Annotated in this window: 17 protein-coding genes and 1 pseudogene; 12 read left to right on the top strand and 6 right to left on the bottom strand. The window is 60.3% G+C overall.

Features of this window, described 5'->3' with window-relative positions:
• Positions 1-88: 88 nt before the first annotated feature.
• Positions 89-1642, bottom strand: a complete 1554-nt coding sequence (locus ACZ1G0_RS12900; RefSeq protein WP_472737307.1) for a 2-isopropylmalate synthase — start codon at positions 1640-1642, stop codon at positions 89-91.
• Between the two features lie 218 nt (positions 1643-1860).
• Between ACZ1G0_RS12900 and ACZ1G0_RS12895 the strand changes: the two genes are divergently transcribed.
• From ACZ1G0_RS12895 to ACZ1G0_RS12885, 3 genes are all read left to right on the top strand, one after another.
• A complete protein-coding gene (locus ACZ1G0_RS12895; protein WP_472737816.1) occupies positions 1861-2523 on the top strand; it encodes an SDR family oxidoreductase in 663 nt (220 codons plus the stop codon).
• Complete coding sequence (locus ACZ1G0_RS12890; RefSeq protein ID WP_472737306.1) at positions 2517-4028, top strand: cryptochrome/photolyase family protein; 1512 nt, start codon at positions 2517-2519, stop codon at positions 4026-4028. The genes ACZ1G0_RS12895 and ACZ1G0_RS12890 overlap by 7 nt, the downstream gene beginning before the upstream one ends.
• Positions 4029-4116: 88 nt before the next feature.
• On the top strand, positions 4117-4764 hold the full coding sequence (locus ACZ1G0_RS12885; RefSeq protein WP_472737305.1) for a DUF2726 domain-containing protein: 648 nt from the start codon (positions 4117-4119) through the stop codon (positions 4762-4764).
• On the opposite strand, the gene ACZ1G0_RS12880 is transcribed toward ACZ1G0_RS12885, so the two are convergent.
• Positions 4765-6225, bottom strand: a complete 1461-nt coding sequence (locus ACZ1G0_RS12880; protein ID WP_472737304.1) for an MORN repeat-containing protein — start codon at positions 6223-6225, stop codon at positions 4765-4767.
• Positions 6226-6370: 145 nt separating this feature from the next.
• Between ACZ1G0_RS12880 and ACZ1G0_RS12875 the strand changes: the two genes are divergently transcribed.
• Positions 6371-8035 carry an NAD+ synthase gene (locus ACZ1G0_RS12875; protein WP_472737303.1) on the top strand — a complete coding sequence of 555 codons (1665 nt, stop codon included), beginning with the start codon at positions 6371-6373 and terminating at the stop codon, positions 8033-8035.
• Here the strand turns inward: ACZ1G0_RS12875 and ACZ1G0_RS12870 are convergent.
• Positions 8032-8667: a DUF3047 domain-containing protein gene (locus ACZ1G0_RS12870; RefSeq protein ID WP_472737302.1), complete on the bottom strand. Its 636-nt coding sequence runs from the start codon at positions 8665-8667 to the stop codon at positions 8032-8034. The two genes, ACZ1G0_RS12875 and ACZ1G0_RS12870, sit on opposite strands and share 4 nt — an antisense overlap.
• 269 nt (positions 8668-8936) lie before the next feature.
• Here ACZ1G0_RS12870 and ACZ1G0_RS12865 point away from each other — a divergent pair, with 269 nt between their 5' ends.
• The 4 genes and pseudogenes from ACZ1G0_RS12865 to ACZ1G0_RS12850 all read left to right on the top strand — a co-directional run bounded on the left by ACZ1G0_RS12865 (position 8937) and on the right by ACZ1G0_RS12850 (position 11548).
• Positions 8937-9437, top strand: coding sequence for a type III secretion system chaperone family protein (locus ACZ1G0_RS12865; RefSeq protein WP_472737301.1), 501 nt, complete (start codon positions 8937-8939; stop codon positions 9435-9437).
• 27 nt (positions 9438-9464) lie between these two features.
• Complete coding sequence (gene proC / locus ACZ1G0_RS12860) at positions 9465-10268, top strand: pyrroline-5-carboxylate reductase (protein WP_472737815.1); 804 nt, start codon at positions 9465-9467, stop codon at positions 10266-10268.
• Between the two features lie 4 nt (positions 10269-10272).
• On the top strand, positions 10273-10605 hold the full coding sequence (locus tag ACZ1G0_RS12855; RefSeq protein WP_472737300.1) for a tRNA-binding protein: 333 nt from the start codon (positions 10273-10275) through the stop codon (positions 10603-10605).
• A pseudogene (locus tag ACZ1G0_RS12850) lies at positions 10605-11548 on the top strand (2-hydroxyacid dehydrogenase). The gene ACZ1G0_RS12855 and the pseudogene ACZ1G0_RS12850 overlap by 1 nt, the downstream one beginning before the upstream one ends.
• Positions 11549-11570: 22 nt before the next feature.
• Here the strand turns inward: ACZ1G0_RS12850 and ACZ1G0_RS12845 are convergent.
• Positions 11571-12155 carry a thymidine kinase gene (locus ACZ1G0_RS12845; protein ID WP_472737299.1) on the bottom strand — a complete coding sequence of 195 codons (585 nt, stop codon included), beginning with the start codon at positions 12153-12155 and terminating at the stop codon, positions 11571-11573.
• 296 nt (positions 12156-12451) lie between these two features.
• On the opposite strand from ACZ1G0_RS12845, the gene ACZ1G0_RS12840 reads away from it, so the two are divergent.
• Positions 12452-12901 (top strand): hypothetical protein, encoded by a 450-nt coding sequence (locus tag ACZ1G0_RS12840; RefSeq protein ID WP_472737298.1) that lies wholly within the window; start codon positions 12452-12454, stop codon positions 12899-12901.
• On the opposite strand, the gene ACZ1G0_RS12835 is transcribed toward ACZ1G0_RS12840, so the two are convergent.
• Positions 12898-14007 (bottom strand): beta-ketoacyl-ACP synthase III, encoded by a 1110-nt coding sequence (locus tag ACZ1G0_RS12835; RefSeq protein ID WP_472737297.1) that lies wholly within the window; start codon positions 14005-14007, stop codon positions 12898-12900. The two genes, ACZ1G0_RS12840 and ACZ1G0_RS12835, sit on opposite strands and share 4 nt — an antisense overlap.
• 189 nt (positions 14008-14196) lie before the next feature.
• Between ACZ1G0_RS12835 and ACZ1G0_RS12830 the strand changes: the two genes are divergently transcribed.
• The 3 genes from ACZ1G0_RS12830 (at position 14197) to ACZ1G0_RS12820 (ending at position 15640) form a co-directional block, all read left to right on the top strand.
• Complete coding sequence (locus ACZ1G0_RS12830) at positions 14197-14589, top strand: BrnA antitoxin family protein (protein WP_472737296.1); 393 nt, start codon at positions 14197-14199, stop codon at positions 14587-14589.
• A gap of 138 nt (positions 14590-14727) precedes the next feature.
• Positions 14728-15255 (top strand): hypothetical protein, encoded by a 528-nt coding sequence (locus tag ACZ1G0_RS12825; protein ID WP_472737295.1) that lies wholly within the window; start codon positions 14728-14730, stop codon positions 15253-15255.
• Positions 15245-15640: a hypothetical protein gene (locus ACZ1G0_RS12820; RefSeq protein WP_472737294.1), complete on the top strand. Its 396-nt coding sequence runs from the start codon at positions 15245-15247 to the stop codon at positions 15638-15640. The genes ACZ1G0_RS12825 and ACZ1G0_RS12820 overlap by 11 nt, the downstream gene beginning before the upstream one ends.
• A gap of 3 nt (positions 15641-15643) precedes the next feature.
• On the opposite strand, the gene carB is transcribed toward ACZ1G0_RS12820, so the two are convergent.
• Entirely contained in the window at positions 15644-18961 is a 3318-nt protein-coding gene (gene carB / locus ACZ1G0_RS12815; RefSeq protein WP_472737293.1) for a carbamoyl-phosphate synthase large subunit, read from the bottom strand.
• Between the last annotated feature and the right edge of the window lie 134 nt (positions 18962-19095).

The raw sequence follows: 19095 nt of genomic DNA, 5'->3' as shown, positions 1-19095 counted from the left end.
ATTTAGACCCTAAGGGGGCGGCGGGACAAGGCCCCAAACCTGCGCAATGCAGCGACATTCCGCCGGAGTTTCGGGACCTTGGGTCTGTTTAGGTGGCGTCGGTGTAGCGCACCTCGGGCCTGTCAGAGCCGCCTTTTTCGCGCCGCACCATCAGACGGTTCAGCGCGTTGACGTAGGCCTTGACGCTGGCCACGACCGTATCGGTGTCGGCGGACTGGCCCGTGACGATGCGGCCCTCCTCCTCCATGCGGACGGAAACGGTGGCTTGGGCGTCGGTACCCTCGGTCACGGCGTGCACCTGATACAGTTGCAGACGCGCGTTGTGGGGCACCATGGCCTTGACCGCATTGAAGGCCGCGTCCACCGGGCCGTCGCCTTCGGCCTCGTGCTGGTGATCCTGATCATCGATGGTCAAGGTCAGATCGGCGGTCTGGGGACCATGGGTGCCGCAGACCACGCGCAGGGATTTGACCCGGACCCGGTCCTGGCCCTCGCGTTCTTCGGCCTGCATCAGCGCGATAAGGTCTTCGTCGAAAATCTCTTTCTTGCGGTCCGCCAGTGCTTTGAACCGCACAAAGACATCGTTCAACTGGTTATCCGCCAGATCGAACCCCAGCTTGTCCATCTTGTCGCGCAGCGCCGCCCGGCCAGAGTGTTTGCCAAGTGGCAGAGAGGTGCCCGCTAACCCGATATCCTCGGGCCGCATAATCTCGAAGTTCTCGCGGTTCTTCAGCATGCCGTCCTGATGGATGCCGCTTTCGTGGGCAAAGGCGTTCTTGCCGACGATCGCTTTGTTGGGCTGGACCACGAAACCGGACACGGTGCTGACCCGGCGACTGATGTGCATGATCTTGGTGGTGTCCACGCCCGTGTGAAACGGCATGATGTCGCTGCGCACTTTCAGGGCCATCACGACCTCTTCCAGCGCGGTGTTGCCCGCACGTTCCCCAAGGCCGTTGATCGTACATTCAATCTGGCGCGCACCCCCGTCAACAGCGGCCAGGGCGTTGGCGGTCGCCATGCCAAGGTCGTTGTGGCAGTGGGTGGCAAAGATCACCTCGTCGGCGCCGGGCACTTCGGCGATCAAGCGGCGGATCAGATCGGCGCTTTCGACAGGTGCGGTATAGCCCACGGTGTCGGGGATGTTGATCGTCGTCGCCCCGGCCTTGATCGCAATCTCCACGACGCGGGCAAGGTAGTCCCATTCGGTGCGCGTGGCATCCATGGGCGACCACTGCACGTTGTCGGTCAGGTTGCGGGCATGGGTGACGGTTTCGTGGATCTTATCCGCCATTTCGTCCATGGTCAGGTTGGGGATCGCCCGGTGCAGGGGCGAGGTGCCTATGAAAGTGTGGATGCGCGGCTGCGCGGCATGTTTGACCGCCTCGAAACAGCGGTCGATATCCTTGAAATTCGCACGGGCCAGCCCGCAGATCACAGACTTCTTGGACCGCTGTGCGATCTCTGAAACGGCCTGAAAGTCGCCTTCGGATGCAATGGGAAACCCCGCCTCGATGATGTCGACGCCCATGTCGTCCAGCAGTTCCGCAATCTCCAGTTTTTCGTCGTGGGTCATGGTTGCGCCGGGGGATTGTTCGCCGTCGCGCAGGGTGGTGTCGAAAATTACAACTTTATCGGTCATGATGGCCTCTTAGCTTTTGCGGTCTTGTGGGGGATTTATCTTGGCGCTGCAACCAACCGAGCGGTCGCGCCAAGAAGGCCCGCTCAGCTTAGGCTAAGTAGGAGTAGCGCGAGGTCGCCGCGGATGCGGGACGGAGTATGTGTGCGCGATGCCATGCCAAATGTATGGCTGACACAATTTCGTTTGAAAAGCCTTTATCGGCGGCTAGCTGGCTGATCATGGAAAATGCTTTGATCATAGGGTCCTCGGGTGGCATCGGTGCCGCGGTCGGGGCAGAATTATCGGCGCGCGGCTATGGGGTGACAGGGCTGTCGCGATCTGGCGACGGGCTGGATGTGCGCAGCCCAGAGGTGGTGGACACCTTGCTTGGCCGCTTGGATGGCCCCTTCGCACGTATTTTCGTGGCCACGGGCATCTTGGCACCGGAGGGGGCCGCGCCAGAAAAATCCCTGTCCGCGATTGACGCGGACGTCATGGCGCAGGTCCTTTGGGCCAACACCATTGGCCCGGCGTTGATCCTGCGCCACGCCGCGCGCCTGCTGCCCAAAGATGCGCCTTCGGTCACGACGGTGCTAACGGCGCGGGTCGGATCCATCGGAGATAACCGTATGGGGGGCTGGCATAGCTATCGCGCGTCGAAGGCGGCGGCCAACCAGATCGTGCACGGGGCAGGGATCGAGCTGTTGCGCAGCCACAAACAGTCCTGCGTCGTTGCCCTGCACCCGGGCACCGTTGCGACGGAATTCACGGCGAACTACCCGGCCCACAAGAAAGTCGATGCCGCCGAGGCCGCGCGCAACCTGTGTGATGTGATGGACGGGCTGACGCCGGCGCAAACCGGCGGCTTCTTTGACTATTCCGGTGCGCAGGTGCCGTGGTGAACCGCCTTATCCTTGTGCTGGGCGACCAGCTGTCCCCCGAATTGTCTGCCCTGCGCGAAGGGGACAAGTCCACGGATACGGTCGTGATGGCCGAGGTCTGGGACGAGGCGTCCTATGTTCGCCATCACCCCAAAAAGATCGCCTTCATTTTCGCGTCCATGCGTAAGTTCGCGGCGCAGTTGCGGGACGACGGCTGGACGGTGCGGTACTTCAAGCTGGGCGAGGGGCTGACCTCGATCACCGAAGCCCTGCTGGCTGTGGGTGGTGACGAAGTTTTGGCCACAGAGCCCGGCGAGTTCCGCGTCATCAGCGCCCTGGAGGACTGCCCGATTCCGGTGCACCAATTCCCGGACGACAGGTTTCTGTGTGACCATGCAGAGTTCGAGGCTTGGGCCGAGGGGCGCAAGCAACTGCGGATGGAGTATTTCTACCGCGACATGCGCCGCAAAACCGGGCTGTTGATGGACGGTGATCAACCTGAGGGTGGCAAGTGGAACTACGATCACGACAACCGCAAGCCCGCGCCGGACGAGATTACCCACTCCGGCCCCATGCGGTTCACCCCGGATGATGTGACCGCCGAGGTGCTGGAACTGGTCCGTGCCCGGTTCGACAACCACTTCGGGGACCTGGACGACTTTTGGTTTGCTACAGACCGCGAAGGCGCGCGCCGGGCACTGACCCATTTCATCCAGAACGCCCTACCCAAGTTCGGGGATTTCCAAGACGCGATGCTCGCTGAAGAGGATTTCCTCTATCATTCCATCATTTCCATGTACATCAACGCAGGCCTCTTGCCTTGGTCCGAAGCCTGCGATGCCGCGGCCGAGGCGTACCGATCCGGACATGCACCGCTTAACGCTGTGGAGGGCTTTATCCGGCAAATCATAGGCTGGCGCGAATACATCCGCGGCATCTATTTCCTGCAAGGCCCCGACTATACCAAACGGAATGACCTGAACCATACGCGCGACCTTCCGGATTTATATTGGGGCGGAAAGACCAATATGCGTTGCGTGGAACACGCGGTCGCGTGCACGGAAAAACACGCCTATGCACACCACATCCAACGGCTGATGATCACCGGCAATTTCGCGTTATTGGCGGGGGTCGATCCGCATCAGGTGCACGAATGGTACTTGGCCGTCTACGCCGACGCTTATGAATGGGTCGAGGCTCCGAACGTGATTGGCATGTCACAGTTTGCGGACGGTGGAATTGTGGCAAGCAAACCGTATGTCTCGGGTGGCAACTATATCAACAAAATGTCGAACTACTGCAAAGGCTGCCACTACAAGGTCAGCCAGAAAACAGGCGAGGGCGCATGTCCTTTCAACCTGCTGTATTGGAATTTTCTCAATCGGAACAGGGACTTGTTCGCAAAGAACCCACGCATGGCGCAGATGTATCGTACGTGGGACCGCATGGACGAGGACAGGCGCGAGACGGTTTTGGCGGATGGTGACGCGATCTTGGCAAAGTTAACCAACGGTGAAGTTGTCTGAAACAATCCTTCTAAAGCCCTCTCTTTTGCCCAGATTTAGACACAGACTGATTTCAACATAGCCATAACGCAGTACCAAGGGTGTCCCTATGTTGTCCAAACTCATCCAATCCATGTCCGGCGGCGTGCCGAAGCGCGCAGCAGAAGCCAATGAAATGGCAGCCATTACGCTGCGCAAATTGGCTAGCGAGGATGGGGCAAAAGCCGCGCAGCCCAAACCTGTGTTGACGGGGTCGGGGTCGTGGGATCAGGATTACAGTGGCGGGCAAGACGTGACGCCTTTGCCCAAAAGGCCCGCGAAGCTGGATACGCCAAAGCGCGTCGCGATCCATCCTGTTCCGATGATGAACAAGGCCGAATTGCGTCTGTTCCACTGGCTTTTCGATAAACTGGAAAGTGAAGCGCCGCTGTTTTCCATCCATGCGCAAGTTTCCATGGATGCGTTTTTGCACGTGGATCGCCGTGCTGATCGTGACGCATGGATGTCTACACGGGAGACTTTTTGTGAAAAACGCGTGGACTACCTGTTGCTTGACGACCGGGGTTTACCCCTAGTCGCGATTGAGTACCACGGCGAAGGCCATTTTCAGGGCGACTACCAAAAGCGCGATCGAGCCAAAGCGCAGGCCTTGGACGAAGCAGGTGTGCCACTTTTGATCGTTCCAAACGGCTCGGCGCCGTCCGAGGTGTGGAACAATCTGATCCCTCATCTGGAGGACGCGCTTGAAGCGGAATGATCAGCCGTCGGTTTCGGCAGGCTCCGCAGTTGCTTCCGAAACGGTCCCCGGTTCCGCCTGAACGGCCTCAATATCGGTCAAGCGCCCATCTTCCCATTCACCGCTCTCGACCTCTCCGGTCGCGTAGCGCATGGTGCCGGCGCCCTGACGTTTGCCATTCGCAAAGTTGCCCTCGTAGATGTCGCCATTGGCGTAAGTGGCGATGCCCTGCCCGTGGATTTCGCCGGCCAGCCATTCGCCAAGATATGTAAAGCCATCGGGCATGACGATCTTGCCCGTACCTTCGCGCTGGCCGTTCAGGAACGCACCTTCGTATGTTGTGCCATCGGCATATGTCGCAATGCCTTGTCCGTGGCGCAAACCGTCATTCCAATCGCCTTCATAGCGATAACCGTCTGTAAACGTCATCACGCCCCGGCCGTGGTTCTTGGCGGCGCGGAACTCTCCTTCGTAGACAAGGCCGTTGGGGTAACGAGCGACACCGACGCCTTCGATTACCCCATCAACCCATGCGCCTTCGTATGTTGACCCGTCAGGATAGGTGATCGTCCCGATGCCATGGGCGAGATCATTGCGAAACTGGCCAACATAGACGGACCCATCGGGATAGGTGACTTGCCCCTCGCCCTCGATCCGACCTTCGACCCAGCTGCCCACATACTCATAACCGTCAGTACCTTTGAACACGCCTTGTCCGTGACGCTTGTCATCGGCGAATTCACCTTCGTAGACGTCTCCGTTGGCATAGGCGACCGAGCCCGTTCCATGCCGTTGACCGTCCACCAATAGGCCCTCGTAGACGTCCCCGTTGGCTTGCGTCAGCTTGCCCAAGCCATTGATTTGGCCGGATTTCCAATTGCCGACGTAGACCAGCCCATCGGTCATGGTCAGGGTGCCTTGACCTTCGCGCTGGCCGTTTGCCATCTGACCCACGTAAGTTGCGCCGTCGGGATAGGTGATCTCGCCTTGGCCATCTTTCAGCCCGGCGACCCACGATCCTTCGTACCGATATCCTGTGGGGCTTTCCATGACACCCTGCCCATCGTGCAGCGCGTTTACAAAACCACCTGTGTACCGCACCCCGTTTGCGTAATCAGCCACGCCCTGTCCGGTGATCTTACCATCCAGCCAATCGCCCTCATAGGTGCCACCGTCCGCGAAGGTGATTTTGCCCTGACCCTCTGGCTTGCCCTCGATAAAGGCGCCGACATAGACCGATCCATCCGGGAAGCGCGCCGTGCCTTGGCCGCGAATTTCGCCATCAACCCATTCGCCGGTGTATTCGTACCCATTGGGCAACTTGTAGGTGCCGGTGCCGTGTTGCTGGCCGTTCCGAAAGGTGCCCTCGTAGATCCCGCCACCGTCATACTGCTTGGTCTGCACAGCGCCGTCCTGCGCCGACGCGGGCACGGCGGCCGTCACGGCAAAGGCAACAAACGCAAAAGTTCGGGCGATGATCACAAGCATGCTCCCACAGATGGTGTGACTCTGGTTAAGGAAAGGCTAAATCAGGGGGGCACGGGGGCAATTCTTTTCCCGGCGATTGGCGCATTCCCTCCGACGCGGACGTGGGGTAGGTGGGGCAAGGATGCAAGAGGGGGCGCAGATGTTCAAAACGTTTCGACTGACCATGGCGCAGATGAATGCCACAATGGGCGATCTGGCGGGCAATGCTGACAAGGCGCGCGCTGCGTGGGCGCAGGGCAAGGCGGCGGGGGCTGACATGGTCGCCCTGCCGGAAATGTTCCTGTCTGGCTACCAACCCATGGACCTTGTGCGCAAACCGGCCTTCGTGGCCGATTGTGAGCGGCATTTAATGCAACTTGCGAAGGATTGCGCGGAGGGTCCGGCCCTAGGCATTGGTCTGCCTTATTGGCCCGAGGGGGAAGATAAACCTTTCAACGCTTGGGTCGTGATTGAAGGCGGCACGGTCAAGGCGCGGATCCTTAAACACCATTTGCCTAACTACAAAGTCTTTGATGAACAACGCTTTTTTCAGTCCGGCGACGTCTCTGGCCCCTATTCGGTGGCGGGCGTGCGGATCGGTACCCCGATCTGCGAGGATGCCTGGTTCGAGGATGTGACCGAAACCCTGGCCGAAACCGGGGCAGAGATCCTCGTGATCCCCAATGGCTCCCCCTATTTCCGCGGCAAGCAAGACGTGCGCTTTGCCCATATCGTCGCGCGCACGGTCGAAACGGGCCTGCCTGCGGCCTACCTGAACCTGTGCGGTGGGCAGGATGACCAGGTGTTTGACGGGGCCAGCTTCGTGTTGAACCCGGGTGGACAGATGACCTGTCACATGGAGTCCTTTGTCGAAGGGATCGAGCATGTGGATTTCGACCTCACCGACGCGGGCTGGCGCGCCCGGCCCGGCACAATGGCCGCGCAGCCCGAGGGGCACGGCGCGGACTATCACTGCATGGTCGTCGCTTTGCGCGACTACATGGGCAAGGCAGGCTTTTCCAAGGCGGTGCTGGGCCTGTCCGGCGGGGTGGATTCGGCCATTGTCGCCGCTATTGCCGCCGACGCCCTTGGTCCTGAAAACGTGCGCTGCGTGATGCTGCCGTCGGAATACACCTCTGCCCATTCCCTAGAGGACGCGGCGGGGGTGGCGGACCGTCTTGGCACCCGGCTGGATACCTTGCCCATCAGCGGTCCGCGTGCTGCGGTGACAGAGGTTCTGGGTCCGCTGTTCGACGGGCTGGCCGCAGATGTGACTGAAGAGAACCTGCAGTCGCGTTTGCGGGGGCTGCTCTTGATGGCGCTGTCCAACAAGTTTGGCGAGATGCTGTTGACCACCGGCAACAAGTCCGAGGTCGCCGTCGGCTACGCAACGATCTACGGCGATATGGCGGGGGGCTATAACCCGATCAAGGACCTTTATAAAACCCGCGTCTTCGACGTCTGCCGGTGGCGCAATGCGCACCACGCGCCGTGGATGAAGGGCCCAGCGGGAGAGGTGATCCCCCTACGTGTCATCGAAAAACCGCCATCGGCCGAACTGCGCGATGATCAAAAGGACGAAGACAGCCTGCCCCCCTACGAGGTGTTGGATGCCATCCTAGAAGGGTTGATCGAGAACGAACTGTCGGTCGCACAGATCGTCGCCCAAGGCCATGATGCTGAAACGGTCAAGAGGGTGGAGTGGCTGCTTTATGTCAGTGAATACAAACGCTTCCAGTCCGCACCCGGTGCGCGTTTGACGCAACGGGCATTCTGGTTGGACCGGCGTTACCCAATTGTGAACCGCTGGCGCGACCCGACCTAGCGTAACGTCAGGCCACTGACTCTGGCCTTGATGTATGTGTCGGTGTCATCGCTGTCCGCACTGATGCCAACGCCCACAAGGACGGTCTGCGGCTCACCGAAGGCGCGCTGAAAATCGGCGGCCAGATCGACGGTTTCGTTGAACTGGCCTGTGCTCGCGGGGCGTTTCACGATGGTCTTGAGACCGGGCAGATAGGGGCTTTGCGTTGGTCCCGTCGTATTGGCACCACCCCAGACATAGACCAACACCTTGGTGTCCGGGGCGCGCAGCAACCGCGCGGCACGGTTCGGGTTGATGCTGTCCACAGTCTCGGGCGAAGTGAACGCGAAGTAGATCGCAAGGTTGCGGTCGTCTCCCCCTTTGCGTGAAAGGTCAGTGGCGGTGACGCCTTGTTCGACGGCCCAAGACCAGCTGGCGGCTGTCGAACCCCGAGCGGCGTCGGGCACTGGACGCCAAAGCAGGGACACGGTGCCATCGGATTCCACGTCCAGCGTGTTGCCGTTCAATCCATAGTCATTGGTGAACAAACGCAAGAACCCCTGTTCCTTCCAGGATCGGTCAAAGGACAAGTTGGTGGCAAGGGCAGGTGTGGCGACCACAAGGGCGGCGCAGGCGCAAAGGGTGCGGATCATCGGAAACTCCATTCTTTCCGTCACTCTAGTCAGCGCAGCGATCACTTGCACCTTACGTTCCTGTGATCGTCTGAACCCACCGAGTTTAGTCCCCAGACCCACATATTGTTGTGGGTAACCTTGTGCGCCACTAAAATAAGGGTTTACAGGCCCGGGCAACCTCCGCCACCATATGTCGTAGCTGGGGTTGCGACAACACAAAGCCCTAGTGATAACACCAGCGTCTAGCGGGCCGCCACCCGTGGACGTCAATTGCGGCGGGGGCTACCATGTCAATTGCAGAACAATTCGAAACAGAAGACCTGCACCCGATTGATATCGTCGAAGGATTGGCCGAGCATCACGCATGGGAGTTTGACCGGGTTGCTGACGATCAAATCCAGATGGCCGTGATCGGGCAATGGCGTACCTATTCCATTACTCTGGCATGGTCCGACTACGACGAAACCCTGCGTATGGTCTGTACCTTCGAGATGGAGCCGCCCGAGGCGTCGCTGCCAGCCCTTTATGATTGTCTGAACCAAACCAACGACATGTGTTGGACCGGGGCCTTTACCTATTGGAAGCCGCAGCAGTTGATGGTCTACCGCTACGGCCTTGTGCTGTCGGGTGGGGCTATGGCCAGTGGCGCGCAGATTGACCGGATGATCGCCGGGGCCGTACACACGGCCGAGCGGTTCTACCCGGCGTTTCAACTGGTGTGCTGGGCTGACAAATCCCCCGAAGAGGCCTTGCAGGTCGCCATTGCAGAGGCTTACGGCCGCGCATAACCTGCCCGCAACTGGCGGGGGAGCATGATGGATTTTAACGATATCAACGCCCGGGGCTTGGTCCTGTTGGGCTGTGGCAAGATGGGGTCTGCCATGCTGGCCGGATGGCTGACAGGGGGGCTGGATCCTGCGGCGGTCTACGTCATCGACCCCGCGCCCAGCGATTGGTTGCGCAGCACAGGCGTGCACATTGGCAGCAGCCTGCCTGACAGTCCTGCCGTCGCCATAATCGCGGTCAAGCCGCAGATGATGGGAACGGCCCTGCCTGCCCTCCAAGCCCTTGGAACCGAGACTGTGATGATTTCCGTTGCGGCTGGCACCGCCATCGCGGCGTTCGAGGCTGCGTTCCCGGGCGCCCCCATCGTGCGCGCCATGCCGAACACGCCCGCCGCCATTGGTCAGGGGATCACGGCCATGGTGGGAAACGCCGCGGCGCAGGCGCATTTGGACATGGCCGAAGGGTTGCTGCGCGCTGTGGGCGATGTGGTGCGGCTGCAGGACGAGGATCAGATCGACGCGGTGACGGGCCTGTCCGGCTCCGGCCCCGCGTACGTGTTCCACATGATCGAAACCATGGCTGCGGCGGGACAGGCGCAGGGCCTTGACCCCGACCTTGCTATGCGGCTCGCCAAGGCCACTGTGGCCGGGGCGGGGGCCTTGGCCGTGCAGGCGGATGAGACCCCGGCGCAGCTCAGGGTCAACGTTACCTCGCCCAATGGGACCACCCAAGCGGGACTGGAGGTTTTGATGAACGACACCCACGGCCTGCCCCCGCTGATGCGCATGACGGTCAAGGCGGCGACGCACCGATCCCGCGAACTGAAAGGCTAGGCCCATGATCTCCTTCGAAGATTTCGCCAAGGTCGATATCCGTGTGGGCGTCATTACCCAAGCCGAACCCTACCCCGAGGCGCGCAAACCTGCGATCAAGCTTTGGGTGGATTTCGGGGGTGACCTGGGGATCAAAAAGTCCTCGGCCCAAATCACCAAACACTACACGCCCGAGGGGCTCCCTGGGCGCAAGGTGCTGGCTGTGGTCAACTTCCCACCCCGTCAAATCGGCAAATTCATGTCCGAGGTTCTGGTGCTTGGTGTACCGGACGAGGCGGGCGAGGTTGTCCTGCTCATCCCTGATAAAGACGTACCCATTGGCGGAAGGATGTATTGATGAAACTGTTTGTGTCTCGCCGTTTGCCTGAAAGCGTCATGACCTTGGCACAGGCGCGCTTTGACGTGACGTGCCGCGATACCACCCTGCCTATGGACTTGGGCGAATGTCAGGCCGCCTTGGCCGAGGCTGACGTTATCCTGCCCACCCTTGGCGACGCTTTCACCGCCGACGCCTTCACCGGGCCGATCCGCGCCAAACTGCTGGCCAATTTTGGCGTGGGGTTCAACCATATCGACGTCGCGGCTGCCCGCGCGGCAGGGGTCGCGGTGACAAACACGCCCGGGGCCGTGACCGATGCTACCGCCGACATTGCCCTGACCCTTATGCTGTCCACGTTGCGCCGCACCGGCGAGGGGGAGCGTATGCTGCGCGCTGGCAACTGGACCGGCTGGCACCCGACACAGATGCTGGGCCTGCATATGTCCGGCAAGACCGTGGGCATCATCGGCATGGGCAGGATTGGCCGAGCCATCGCGCGGCGGTGCCACTATGGCTTTGACATGACAGTCAAATTCTACAACCGATCGACCAAGGATGCAGGGGTGCCGGCGCAGCAAATGGCGACGATCCCGGAACTTTGCGCCGCCTGCGATGTCATTGTCATGGCCGTGCCGGGGGGGCTGAGACGCACCATCTGATGAACGCGCAGGCCTTTGCCGCGATGCAGCCCCATGCGCATTTTGTGAACATCGCGCGCGGCGATGTCGTAGACGAGGCCGCCTTGATCGACGCACTGCACTCCGGTCAGATCGCGGGCGCGGGGTTGGATGTGTATGAGCAGGAGCCCGAGGTGCCAGCCGCTCTATCCGCCCTCGAAAATGTCACGCTATTGCCCCATCTTGGCACCGCCGCCTTAGAGGTGCGCGAGGATATGGGACGCATGGCGCTGGATAACGTGATCGCCTTTGTCGAAGGACGACCCTTACCTAACCCCGTTTAACCCAAAAGGATTAATCAAAGGTTTAGCCGACGTCGCCAGTTTCTTCGCGAAAGTGGCGGCGGCACAGGGACACGTAGCGGTCGTTTCCTCCGACCTCGACTTGTGCGCCTTCGGTCAAGGCGCGGCCATCGGCGTCCACGCGGATGACCATGGTGGCCTTGCGCCCGCAGTGACAGATCGTACGCACCTCGCGCATCTCGTCTGCCAAGGCCAGTAGGGCCGCGGATCCGGGGAACAGCTCGCCACGAAAATCGACGCGCAGGCCATAGCACATGACAGGCACGCTCAGATCGTCCACCACCCGGGCCAGTTGCCAGACCTGGTCGCGCGACAGCCATTGTGCCTCGTCCACCAAAACACAGGCGCAGGGGCCTTTGTCCAGCCGCTTGGCAATCATCGCAAACAGGTCGGTCGATGTGGTGTAAGTATCTGCATTTGCAGTGATTCCGATCCGTGACCCGATCTGTCCCCGACCCGCGCGATCGTCGAAAGACGCGGTCAGCAGATAGGTCTCCATCCCGCGTTCAATGTAGTTGTAGGAGGCCTGCAACAGCAGCGTCGACTTGCCCGCGTTCATCGTGGAATAGTGGAAATACAGTTTTGCCATGGCCCCTTTTGGCAAACCAAAACGGGGGCGACAAGGGACTGGGGGCCCGCCATCTGTAAGTGATGGCGCCGTCGTTGGCGAGGGACCGTCTGACCCAAGCCAGACACCAACAGACGGATCCGCGGGACCCAGCGGACCCCCAATCCTACCCGATAACGCCGGGTCCTCATTACGCGTCAGCGACGGGCTGACCTATTTGTTATGCTCCAAGGCGTAAACTGACGCAGCGGGAAACCATTTGGGGCTTTCCCCCCGGCGGACCAACTATGATCGACCGCGTCAGCAAGGGATCAATGATGAACAGTTACCTCAAAAAGCATACCGAAGCGTTAATCAAAGACGTGGGCTTTCAGGCGGCGTGTGAATTGACCGGCAAATCCAAGGCGACCCTTGGACGCTATTTTTCTGCGGCGGACGAACATGCGGATCGCTACATGCCTGTAGATGCGGTGGCCGCCTTGGAATCCGCGTCCAGCTATCCTCATGTGACAGCCGCCTTGGCGGAGCTGAACGGTATCGGCCTGAGCCTTGAGAAGTCTCGCCGCAACGACGAAAGCGGCAATGTGAACAGTGATGTCGTGGCGCTCAGCCAACGGTTCGCGATGCTGATGTCGGAATACTCACTATCAATCGCGGACGGTGTCATCACAATTAACGAGGCCAAGCGCCTGCTGGCAGAAACCGTGGAATTACAAAAGGTTCTGGTGGAAATGAAGCTGCACCTAGAGGAAGAAACAGCCCGCTAGTGACGCGTCAGCAGCACCGATCCCACGGAATAGCCCGCCCCGAATGAACAAATCAGTCCACGGTCGCCGGGTTTAAAATCCGCACTGTATTTCGAGAACGCGATGATCGACCCGGCCGAAGAGGTGTTCGCGTAGTCCTGCAAAATGTTGGGCTGCTCGTGTGGTTCGGGGACGCGGCCCATCACCTTTTTGCCGATAAAATCGTTCATCGTTTTGTTGGCCTGGTGCAACCAAAGCCTGCGCAATTTGTCGGGCTGAACACCGCCTGCGTCAAGGTGATCTTTGATGTGGGCGCTGACCATGGGCAGCACCTCTTTGAAAACGCGGCGTCCATTTTGCATGAATTGCATGTCGCGCCGGTCCTCCATCTGGTCCCGGGTACGGCGTAAGTAACCGTTATTGTTGCGAATATTGTTACTGAATTGGGTGGCGCAACGGGTCGATTCGATGCGAAACCCATGGGCCGCGTCCCGCTCGATCAACAGGGCTGTGCACACGTCGCCAAAGATGAAATGACAGTCCCGGTCGCGCCATTCCAGATGGGCGGAACAGATCTCTGGGCAGACGACCAAAGCTTTGTTTGCATTGCCATTTTTCACCATGTCGGCGGCGGCCTGTATGCCGAAAGTGGCCGACGAACAGGCGACGTTCATGTCAAAGGCAAAGCCGCCCGCGCCCAGCAGGGCCTGTATCTCGATGGCGACGGCCGGGTAGGCGCGTTCGTGGTTACTGGCGGCGCAGATGATCAAGTCCACGTCGGCCCCGGAAATGCTAGCCATATCAAGGGCTTGGCGGCAGGCATCCACGCCCATTTCGGCCATCTGACCGGGGTCTTCATCGGTGCGCTGGGCAAGGCGCGGGAACATGCGGGTGGGGTCCAGAACACCCGCCTTATCAAGGACATAGCGCTGCTCGATGCCCGAGGCGTTGCGGATGAAGTCAGCCGACGAATGAGGGATCGCCGTGCGCGTGCCAGCGGCGATTTCGTCAGCAAATTCAGCGTTTTGCAGGTCGGCGTAGGCGTTGAAGGCCACCACCAGTTCGTCATTGGTGATAATCTCGGACGGTGTGAAAACCCCGTGGCCGGTAATCGAAACTGTGGTCATTCTCATCTCCTCGCGTGGCGATCAGGGAACGGGAAGCGAGACGTCGCGTCAAGCGGAACGGCACGTCATTTGGCACCCCCCGAAAGGCCCCCGAAACCACCCCCGATATCCCCCCCGAAAAGGTCCGGCAAGAAAGTGTTAACTGCTCCGCCCAATAGTGCGTCGGATGTTAACGAAAGGATAGGAACCATGACGCAAGATATTCCGGTCAAATCGGCCAAGGACGCAGAGAATCGCTATTGGCTGGCGGAGGCGTTGGGGCGGTTGGAATATGACATCGCGTGGCGCGTGCGCAGCAGTGGGCGCATCCCCACCGAATGGCACGCCCTGGCCGTGCCGAAGAAGGGGCGCAAGAAAAAGGTGAGCCTTGAGATCGACGAAGACGTGATCAAGTTTTTCAAAGGCCTGGGCCACGGGTATCAACCGCGCATGAACGCCGTCCTGCGCGCCTTCATGCACGCCAAGCTGGGCCGGGTGTTGCAGGGCATGGACACGCCCGAGGGCTACGCCGACCACATCCCCACCCGGCGCCCCGCCTGGGGCGAGGTGGAAGCAGAGATGCGGCGGCTGGACGAACGGTAGGGCGGGACTTGTTGGGCCGGCTGGTTAAGGGGGCGGCTAACATCGCGTTGGTGATCGGTAAGTAGCACAGGAGTGGATCCGCATTGACCAGCCGAACAGGGCTATCAATCCCATCGCAAATGTGTTGCCTTGGGATGGATGAGAAAAGAGAACAGCTTGGTCAACTTTGATTTTTCGCATTTCTGGTGGTTTGACGAGCTTGGCGTGGTAGCCTCGGTACTCGGGGCTATTTTGACGATCCACTTCGCAAGAGATGCAAAGAATGCCGCCGAAGCTAGCAAAGAAGCTTCGCAACAAACACGGGAAATGGTTGGCAAGATACAAATTTTCGATAGCCTCAACCAAGCGCGGTCACTGCTGGATGATCTGGCACTTCGGCATGAAGCGGAGTCTTGGGAAATGGTCTCTGACCGAGCTCGACGTATTCGTAACATCATTTTAGAGGTATTGCATGTATCCACGCAGCAATTGTCCAGCCACGCTCGTGACCGCTTGAGAGAGTTGAATGGACAAATTAGAATAATTGGGGATGAAGCAGATAAGCTACGCTTTAAAAAAACTATGACAAACGATGCAGTTAGAGCGCAAAGAGTCATACAAGACCAACGCGAAGCGATCATCGAAGCAATTGCGGAGTTAAAGGAGGCCCTGTCTAATGAACAGTGATGCTGATGAGGCGACTATCCAAAAGTGGGCTACACTGGCCGACCGTTTGATTGATGGGACCAAAAATGGAGACATTAAGTGGAACGCCACCGCACTGTCGACGCGTTTCATAACGTCTTTTAAGTCGGCGAGTGTAACAATTGACGTGGTGCAGCCGAGAGAAAATGGTCACGCAGATGACATCGAAATTTCGATACTGGATGATGACGGGAATCGCATAGATGTTTTTAGAGATGTTGACATCGAGAAAACTAATCGCCGTAGTTACTATCTTGAATTGTCAAACATGCTTCGCCTCATCAAAAGAAGGGTGAATGGTGCTGATGAAGTTCTCGACGCACTCCTCGAAGAAGTTCCTCCGTCAGATGACGAAATCCTTTTCTAAAATCTACTGCAAACTACGCACCTCGACGTCCCCTTCGTCCTGCGCCTGAATGGCGAGTGCTGCGGCGTGGGCGCCGGCGAGGGTGGTGTAGTAGGGGATCTTATCCATCAGGGCGACGTTGCGCATGGATCGGCTGTCCTCGACCGCTTGGGCGCCTTCGGTGGTGTTCATCACCAGATCGACGTCGCCGTCCTTCATCACGTCCACGATGGTGCGCCCGCCCTCGTAGGCCTTGTTCACGACCTCGCTGTCGATGCCGTGATCCGCGAGGAAGGCGGCGGTGCCGGAGGTGGCGAGGATTTTGAAGTCGTGGCCCGCGAGGATGCGCGCGGTGTCCACCAGTTGGTCGGTCTTGTCCATGTCCTTGATCGACAGGAACACGGTGCCCTTGGCAGGCAGGGTGACGCCCGCGCCCATCTGCGCCTTGAGGAAGGCGCGCGGGAAGGATCGGTCCCAACCCATGACCTCCCCGGTGGAGCGCATTTCCGGCCCCAGGATCGTGTCCACGCCGGGGAAGCGGGCGAAGGGGAGCACGGCCTCCTTGACGCTGAACCACGGGGTGTTGGGATCGGCCAGTTGGAACGGATCACCCATGGGCAGGTGACTGTCGATGTTGTCGGGGTAGGGGTCGCGCAGGGGGAAGTTCGACAGCGGCTCTCCGGCCATCAGGCGCGCGGCGATGGAGGCGATGGCGCTGTCCACCGCCTTGGCCACGAAGGGCACGGTGCGGGACGCGCGGGGGTTCACCTCGATCAGGTAGACGTCCCTGTCCTTCACGGCGAATTGCACGTTCATCAGGCCGACCACGCGCAGGGCGATGGCCAGGTCCACGGTCTGGCGGCGGATTTCGGTGATTATGTCTGCGGGCAGGGAGTGGGGCGGCAGGGAACATGCGCTGTCGCCGGAGTGCACGCCCGCCTCCTCGATATGTTGCATGATGCCGGCCACGTGGACATCGGTGCCGTCGGACAGGGCGTCCACGTCCACCTCGATGGCACCGGACAGGTAGCTGTCCAGCAGGACGGGGCTGTCGCCGGACACGACCACAGCCTCGCGGATGTAGCGTTCCAGTTGCGCGGTGTCGCGGACGATTTCCATGGCGCGGCCGCCCAGCACGTAGGACGGGCGGATGACCAGCGGATAGCCCAGTTCTTCGGCGCGCAGGCGGGCCTCCTCGTCGCTGGTGGCGATGGCGTTGACGGGTTGTTTCAGGCCAAGGCGTTCGACCAGCTGCTGGAACCGCTCCCGGTCCTCTGCCAGATCAATGGCATCGGGGGAGGTGCCAAGGATCGGGATGCCCGCCTCGTTCAGCGCATTGGCCAGTTTCAGGGGCGTCTGGCCGCCGAACTGCACGATCACGCCGTGCAGGGTGCCGTTGTCCTGCTCCACGCGCAGGATTTCCATGACGTGTTCGAAGGTGAGGGGTTCAAAGTACAGCCGGTCGGAGGTGTCGTAGTCTGTCGACACCGTCTCGGGGTTGCAGTTGATCATGATCGTCTCGTAGCCCTGATCGGACAGGGCGAAACAGGCGTGACAACAGCAGTAGTCGAATTCGATCCCCTGACCGATCCGGTTGGGACCGCCGCCCAGAATGACGACCTTTTTGGCGTCCGAGGGCCGCGCTTCGCACTCCGGCTCCCCCATGACGGGGGTCTCGTAGGTGGAATACATGTAGGGGGTCTGCGCCTCGAACTCGGCGGCGCAGGTGTCGATGCGTTTGAACTGCGCGGTGACGCCAAGGTTCAGGCGGGCGCGGCGCACGTTGTCCTCGGTCCGGCCGGTCAGTTTGGCCAGACGGGCATCGGTGAAGCCCATCATTTTCAGCCGCCGCAGGCCGGTTTCGGTCACGGGCAGGCCCTCGGCGCGGACCTCGTTTTCCACCTCCACGATCTCGCGGATGCGGGACAGGAACCACGGGTCATAGGCCGTGATGGCCTGGATTTCGTCGTTGCTCAGGCCTTCGCGCATGGCTTGGGCAATGACAAGGATACGGTCGGGGGTCTGGCGACCCAGCTCTGCCTTGATGGCGGCGGGGTCCGAGGGCAGGTCGATGTCGTCAAATCCGGTCAACCCGGATTCCATGGAGGCCAGCGCCTTTTGCATCGATTCGTGGATCGTGCGGCCGATGGCCATCGTCTCGCCCACGGATTTCATCGCCGTCGTCAGAAGCGGCTCGGACCCGGGGAATTTCTCGAAGGCGAATTTCGGGATCTTGGTGACGACGTAGTCAATCGTCGGCTCGAAGGACGCGGGCGTCACCTTGGTGATGTCATTGTCCAATTCGTCCAGCGTGTAGCCCACGGCCAGTTTCGCGGCGATCTTGGCGATGGGGAAGCCTGTCGCCTTGGACGCCAGCGCAGAGGACCGCGACACCCGGGGGTTCATTTCGATCACCACCATGCGCCCGTCCTTGGGGTTCACGGCCCACTGGACGTTGGACCCGCCGGTTTCCACCCCGATCTCGCGCAACACGTTGATCGAGTGCGTGCGCATCAACTGGTATTCCTTGTCCGTCAGGGTCAGGGCAGGGGCCACGGTGATCGAATCCCCGGTGTGCACGCCCATGGGGTCCACGTTTTCGATGGCACAGACGATGATGGCGTTGTCGGCGGTGTCGCGCACGACCTCCATCTCGTATTCCTTCCAACCCAGCAGGGATTGGTCCACAAGGATCTGCGCCATGGGGGAGGCCTCAAGGCCACTCCGACAGATCGCCTCGTAGTCGGCGCGGTTGTAGGCCACGCCGCCACCGGTCCCGCCCAACGTAAACGCAGGCCGAATGATCGCAGGCAGGCCGATGTGTTCCAGATCACCCATGGCCTTGGCCACGCCGGCGGCGATGTCGTATTTACCGTTTGCGTCCTTGGGGGCGGCCACAATCGTCGCCTTGGGGTTTTCGATGCCCAGACGGTCCATCGCCTCGCGGAACAACTTGCGGTCCTCGGCCATTTCAATAGCCTCGCGCTTGGCCCCGATCAGCTCCACGTTGTATTTTTCCAGCACGCCCATGTCGTCCAGCGCCAGAGAGGTGTTCAGACCCGTCTGCCCGCCCATGGTGGGCAACAGCGCATCGGGGCGTTCCTTTTCGATGATCCGGGCGACGACCTCGGGCGTGATCGGCTCGATATAGGTGGCATCGGCCAGCCCGGGGTCGGTCATGATCGTGGCGGGGTTGGAATTGACCAGAATGACCCGATAGCCTTCCTCTCGCAGGGCCTTGCACGCCTGTGCGCCGGAATAGTCGAATTCGCATGCCTGCCCGATCACGATGGGCCCCGCCCCGATGATCATGATGGATTTGATATCGGTACGTTTGGGCATGTGTCTTCTCCGGGGCGCGAGGAATCTGTCCCGCCAAGGGCAGGTAAATCTGTGCGGGTTATAGGGATGGGCGCGCCATGCGCAACCCCGCTTGCGGGCGCAGTTTTGCTGGAACCGAAGGGGGCGGACACCAG

It is taken from the genome of Thalassobacter sp. HA4-2, assembly GCF_055693705.1.
This window is presented reverse-complemented; position numbering and strand designations above follow the sequence as displayed.

What these genes read in the sequence shown, in the direction of transcription:
- ACZ1G0_RS12900 (WP_472737307.1), bottom strand. Translation starts at nt 1,642, where the DNA reads ATGACCGATAAAGTTGTAATTTTCGACACCACCCTGCGCGACGGCGAA.
- ACZ1G0_RS12875 (WP_472737303.1), top strand. Translation starts at nt 6,371, where the DNA reads ATGTTCAAAACGTTTCGACTGACCATGGCGCAGATGAATGCCACAATG.
- ACZ1G0_RS12885 (WP_472737305.1), top strand. Translation starts at nt 4,117, where the DNA reads ATGTTGTCCAAACTCATCCAATCCATGTCCGGCGGCGTGCCGAAGCGC.
- ACZ1G0_RS12835 (WP_472737297.1), bottom strand. Translation starts at nt 14,007, where the DNA reads ATGACCACAGTTTCGATTACCGGCCACGGGGTTTTCACACCGTCCGAG.
- ACZ1G0_RS12840 (WP_472737298.1), top strand. Translation starts at nt 12,452, where the DNA reads ATGAACAGTTACCTCAAAAAGCATACCGAAGCGTTAATCAAAGACGTG.
- ACZ1G0_RS12895 (WP_472737816.1), top strand. Translation starts at nt 1,861, where the DNA reads ATGGAAAATGCTTTGATCATAGGGTCCTCGGGTGGCATCGGTGCCGCG.
- ACZ1G0_RS12820 (WP_472737294.1), top strand. Translation starts at nt 15,245, where the DNA reads ATGAACAGTGATGCTGATGAGGCGACTATCCAAAAGTGGGCTACACTG.
- ACZ1G0_RS12825 (WP_472737295.1), top strand. Translation starts at nt 14,728, where the DNA reads ATGAGAAAAGAGAACAGCTTGGTCAACTTTGATTTTTCGCATTTCTGG.
- ACZ1G0_RS12865 (WP_472737301.1), top strand. Translation starts at nt 8,937, where the DNA reads ATGTCAATTGCAGAACAATTCGAAACAGAAGACCTGCACCCGATTGAT.
- ACZ1G0_RS12830 (WP_472737296.1), top strand. Translation starts at nt 14,197, where the DNA reads ATGACGCAAGATATTCCGGTCAAATCGGCCAAGGACGCAGAGAATCGC.
- ACZ1G0_RS12870 (WP_472737302.1), bottom strand. Translation starts at nt 8,667, where the DNA reads ATGATCCGCACCCTTTGCGCCTGCGCCGCCCTTGTGGTCGCCACACCT.
- ACZ1G0_RS12845 (WP_472737299.1), bottom strand. Translation starts at nt 12,155, where the DNA reads ATGGCAAAACTGTATTTCCACTATTCCACGATGAACGCGGGCAAGTCG.
- ACZ1G0_RS12855 (WP_472737300.1), top strand. Translation starts at nt 10,273, where the DNA reads ATGATCTCCTTCGAAGATTTCGCCAAGGTCGATATCCGTGTGGGCGTC.
- proC (WP_472737815.1), top strand. Translation starts at nt 9,465, where the DNA reads ATGGATTTTAACGATATCAACGCCCGGGGCTTGGTCCTGTTGGGCTGT.
- carB (WP_472737293.1), bottom strand. Translation starts at nt 18,961, where the DNA reads ATGCCCAAACGTACCGATATCAAATCCATCATGATCATCGGGGCGGGG.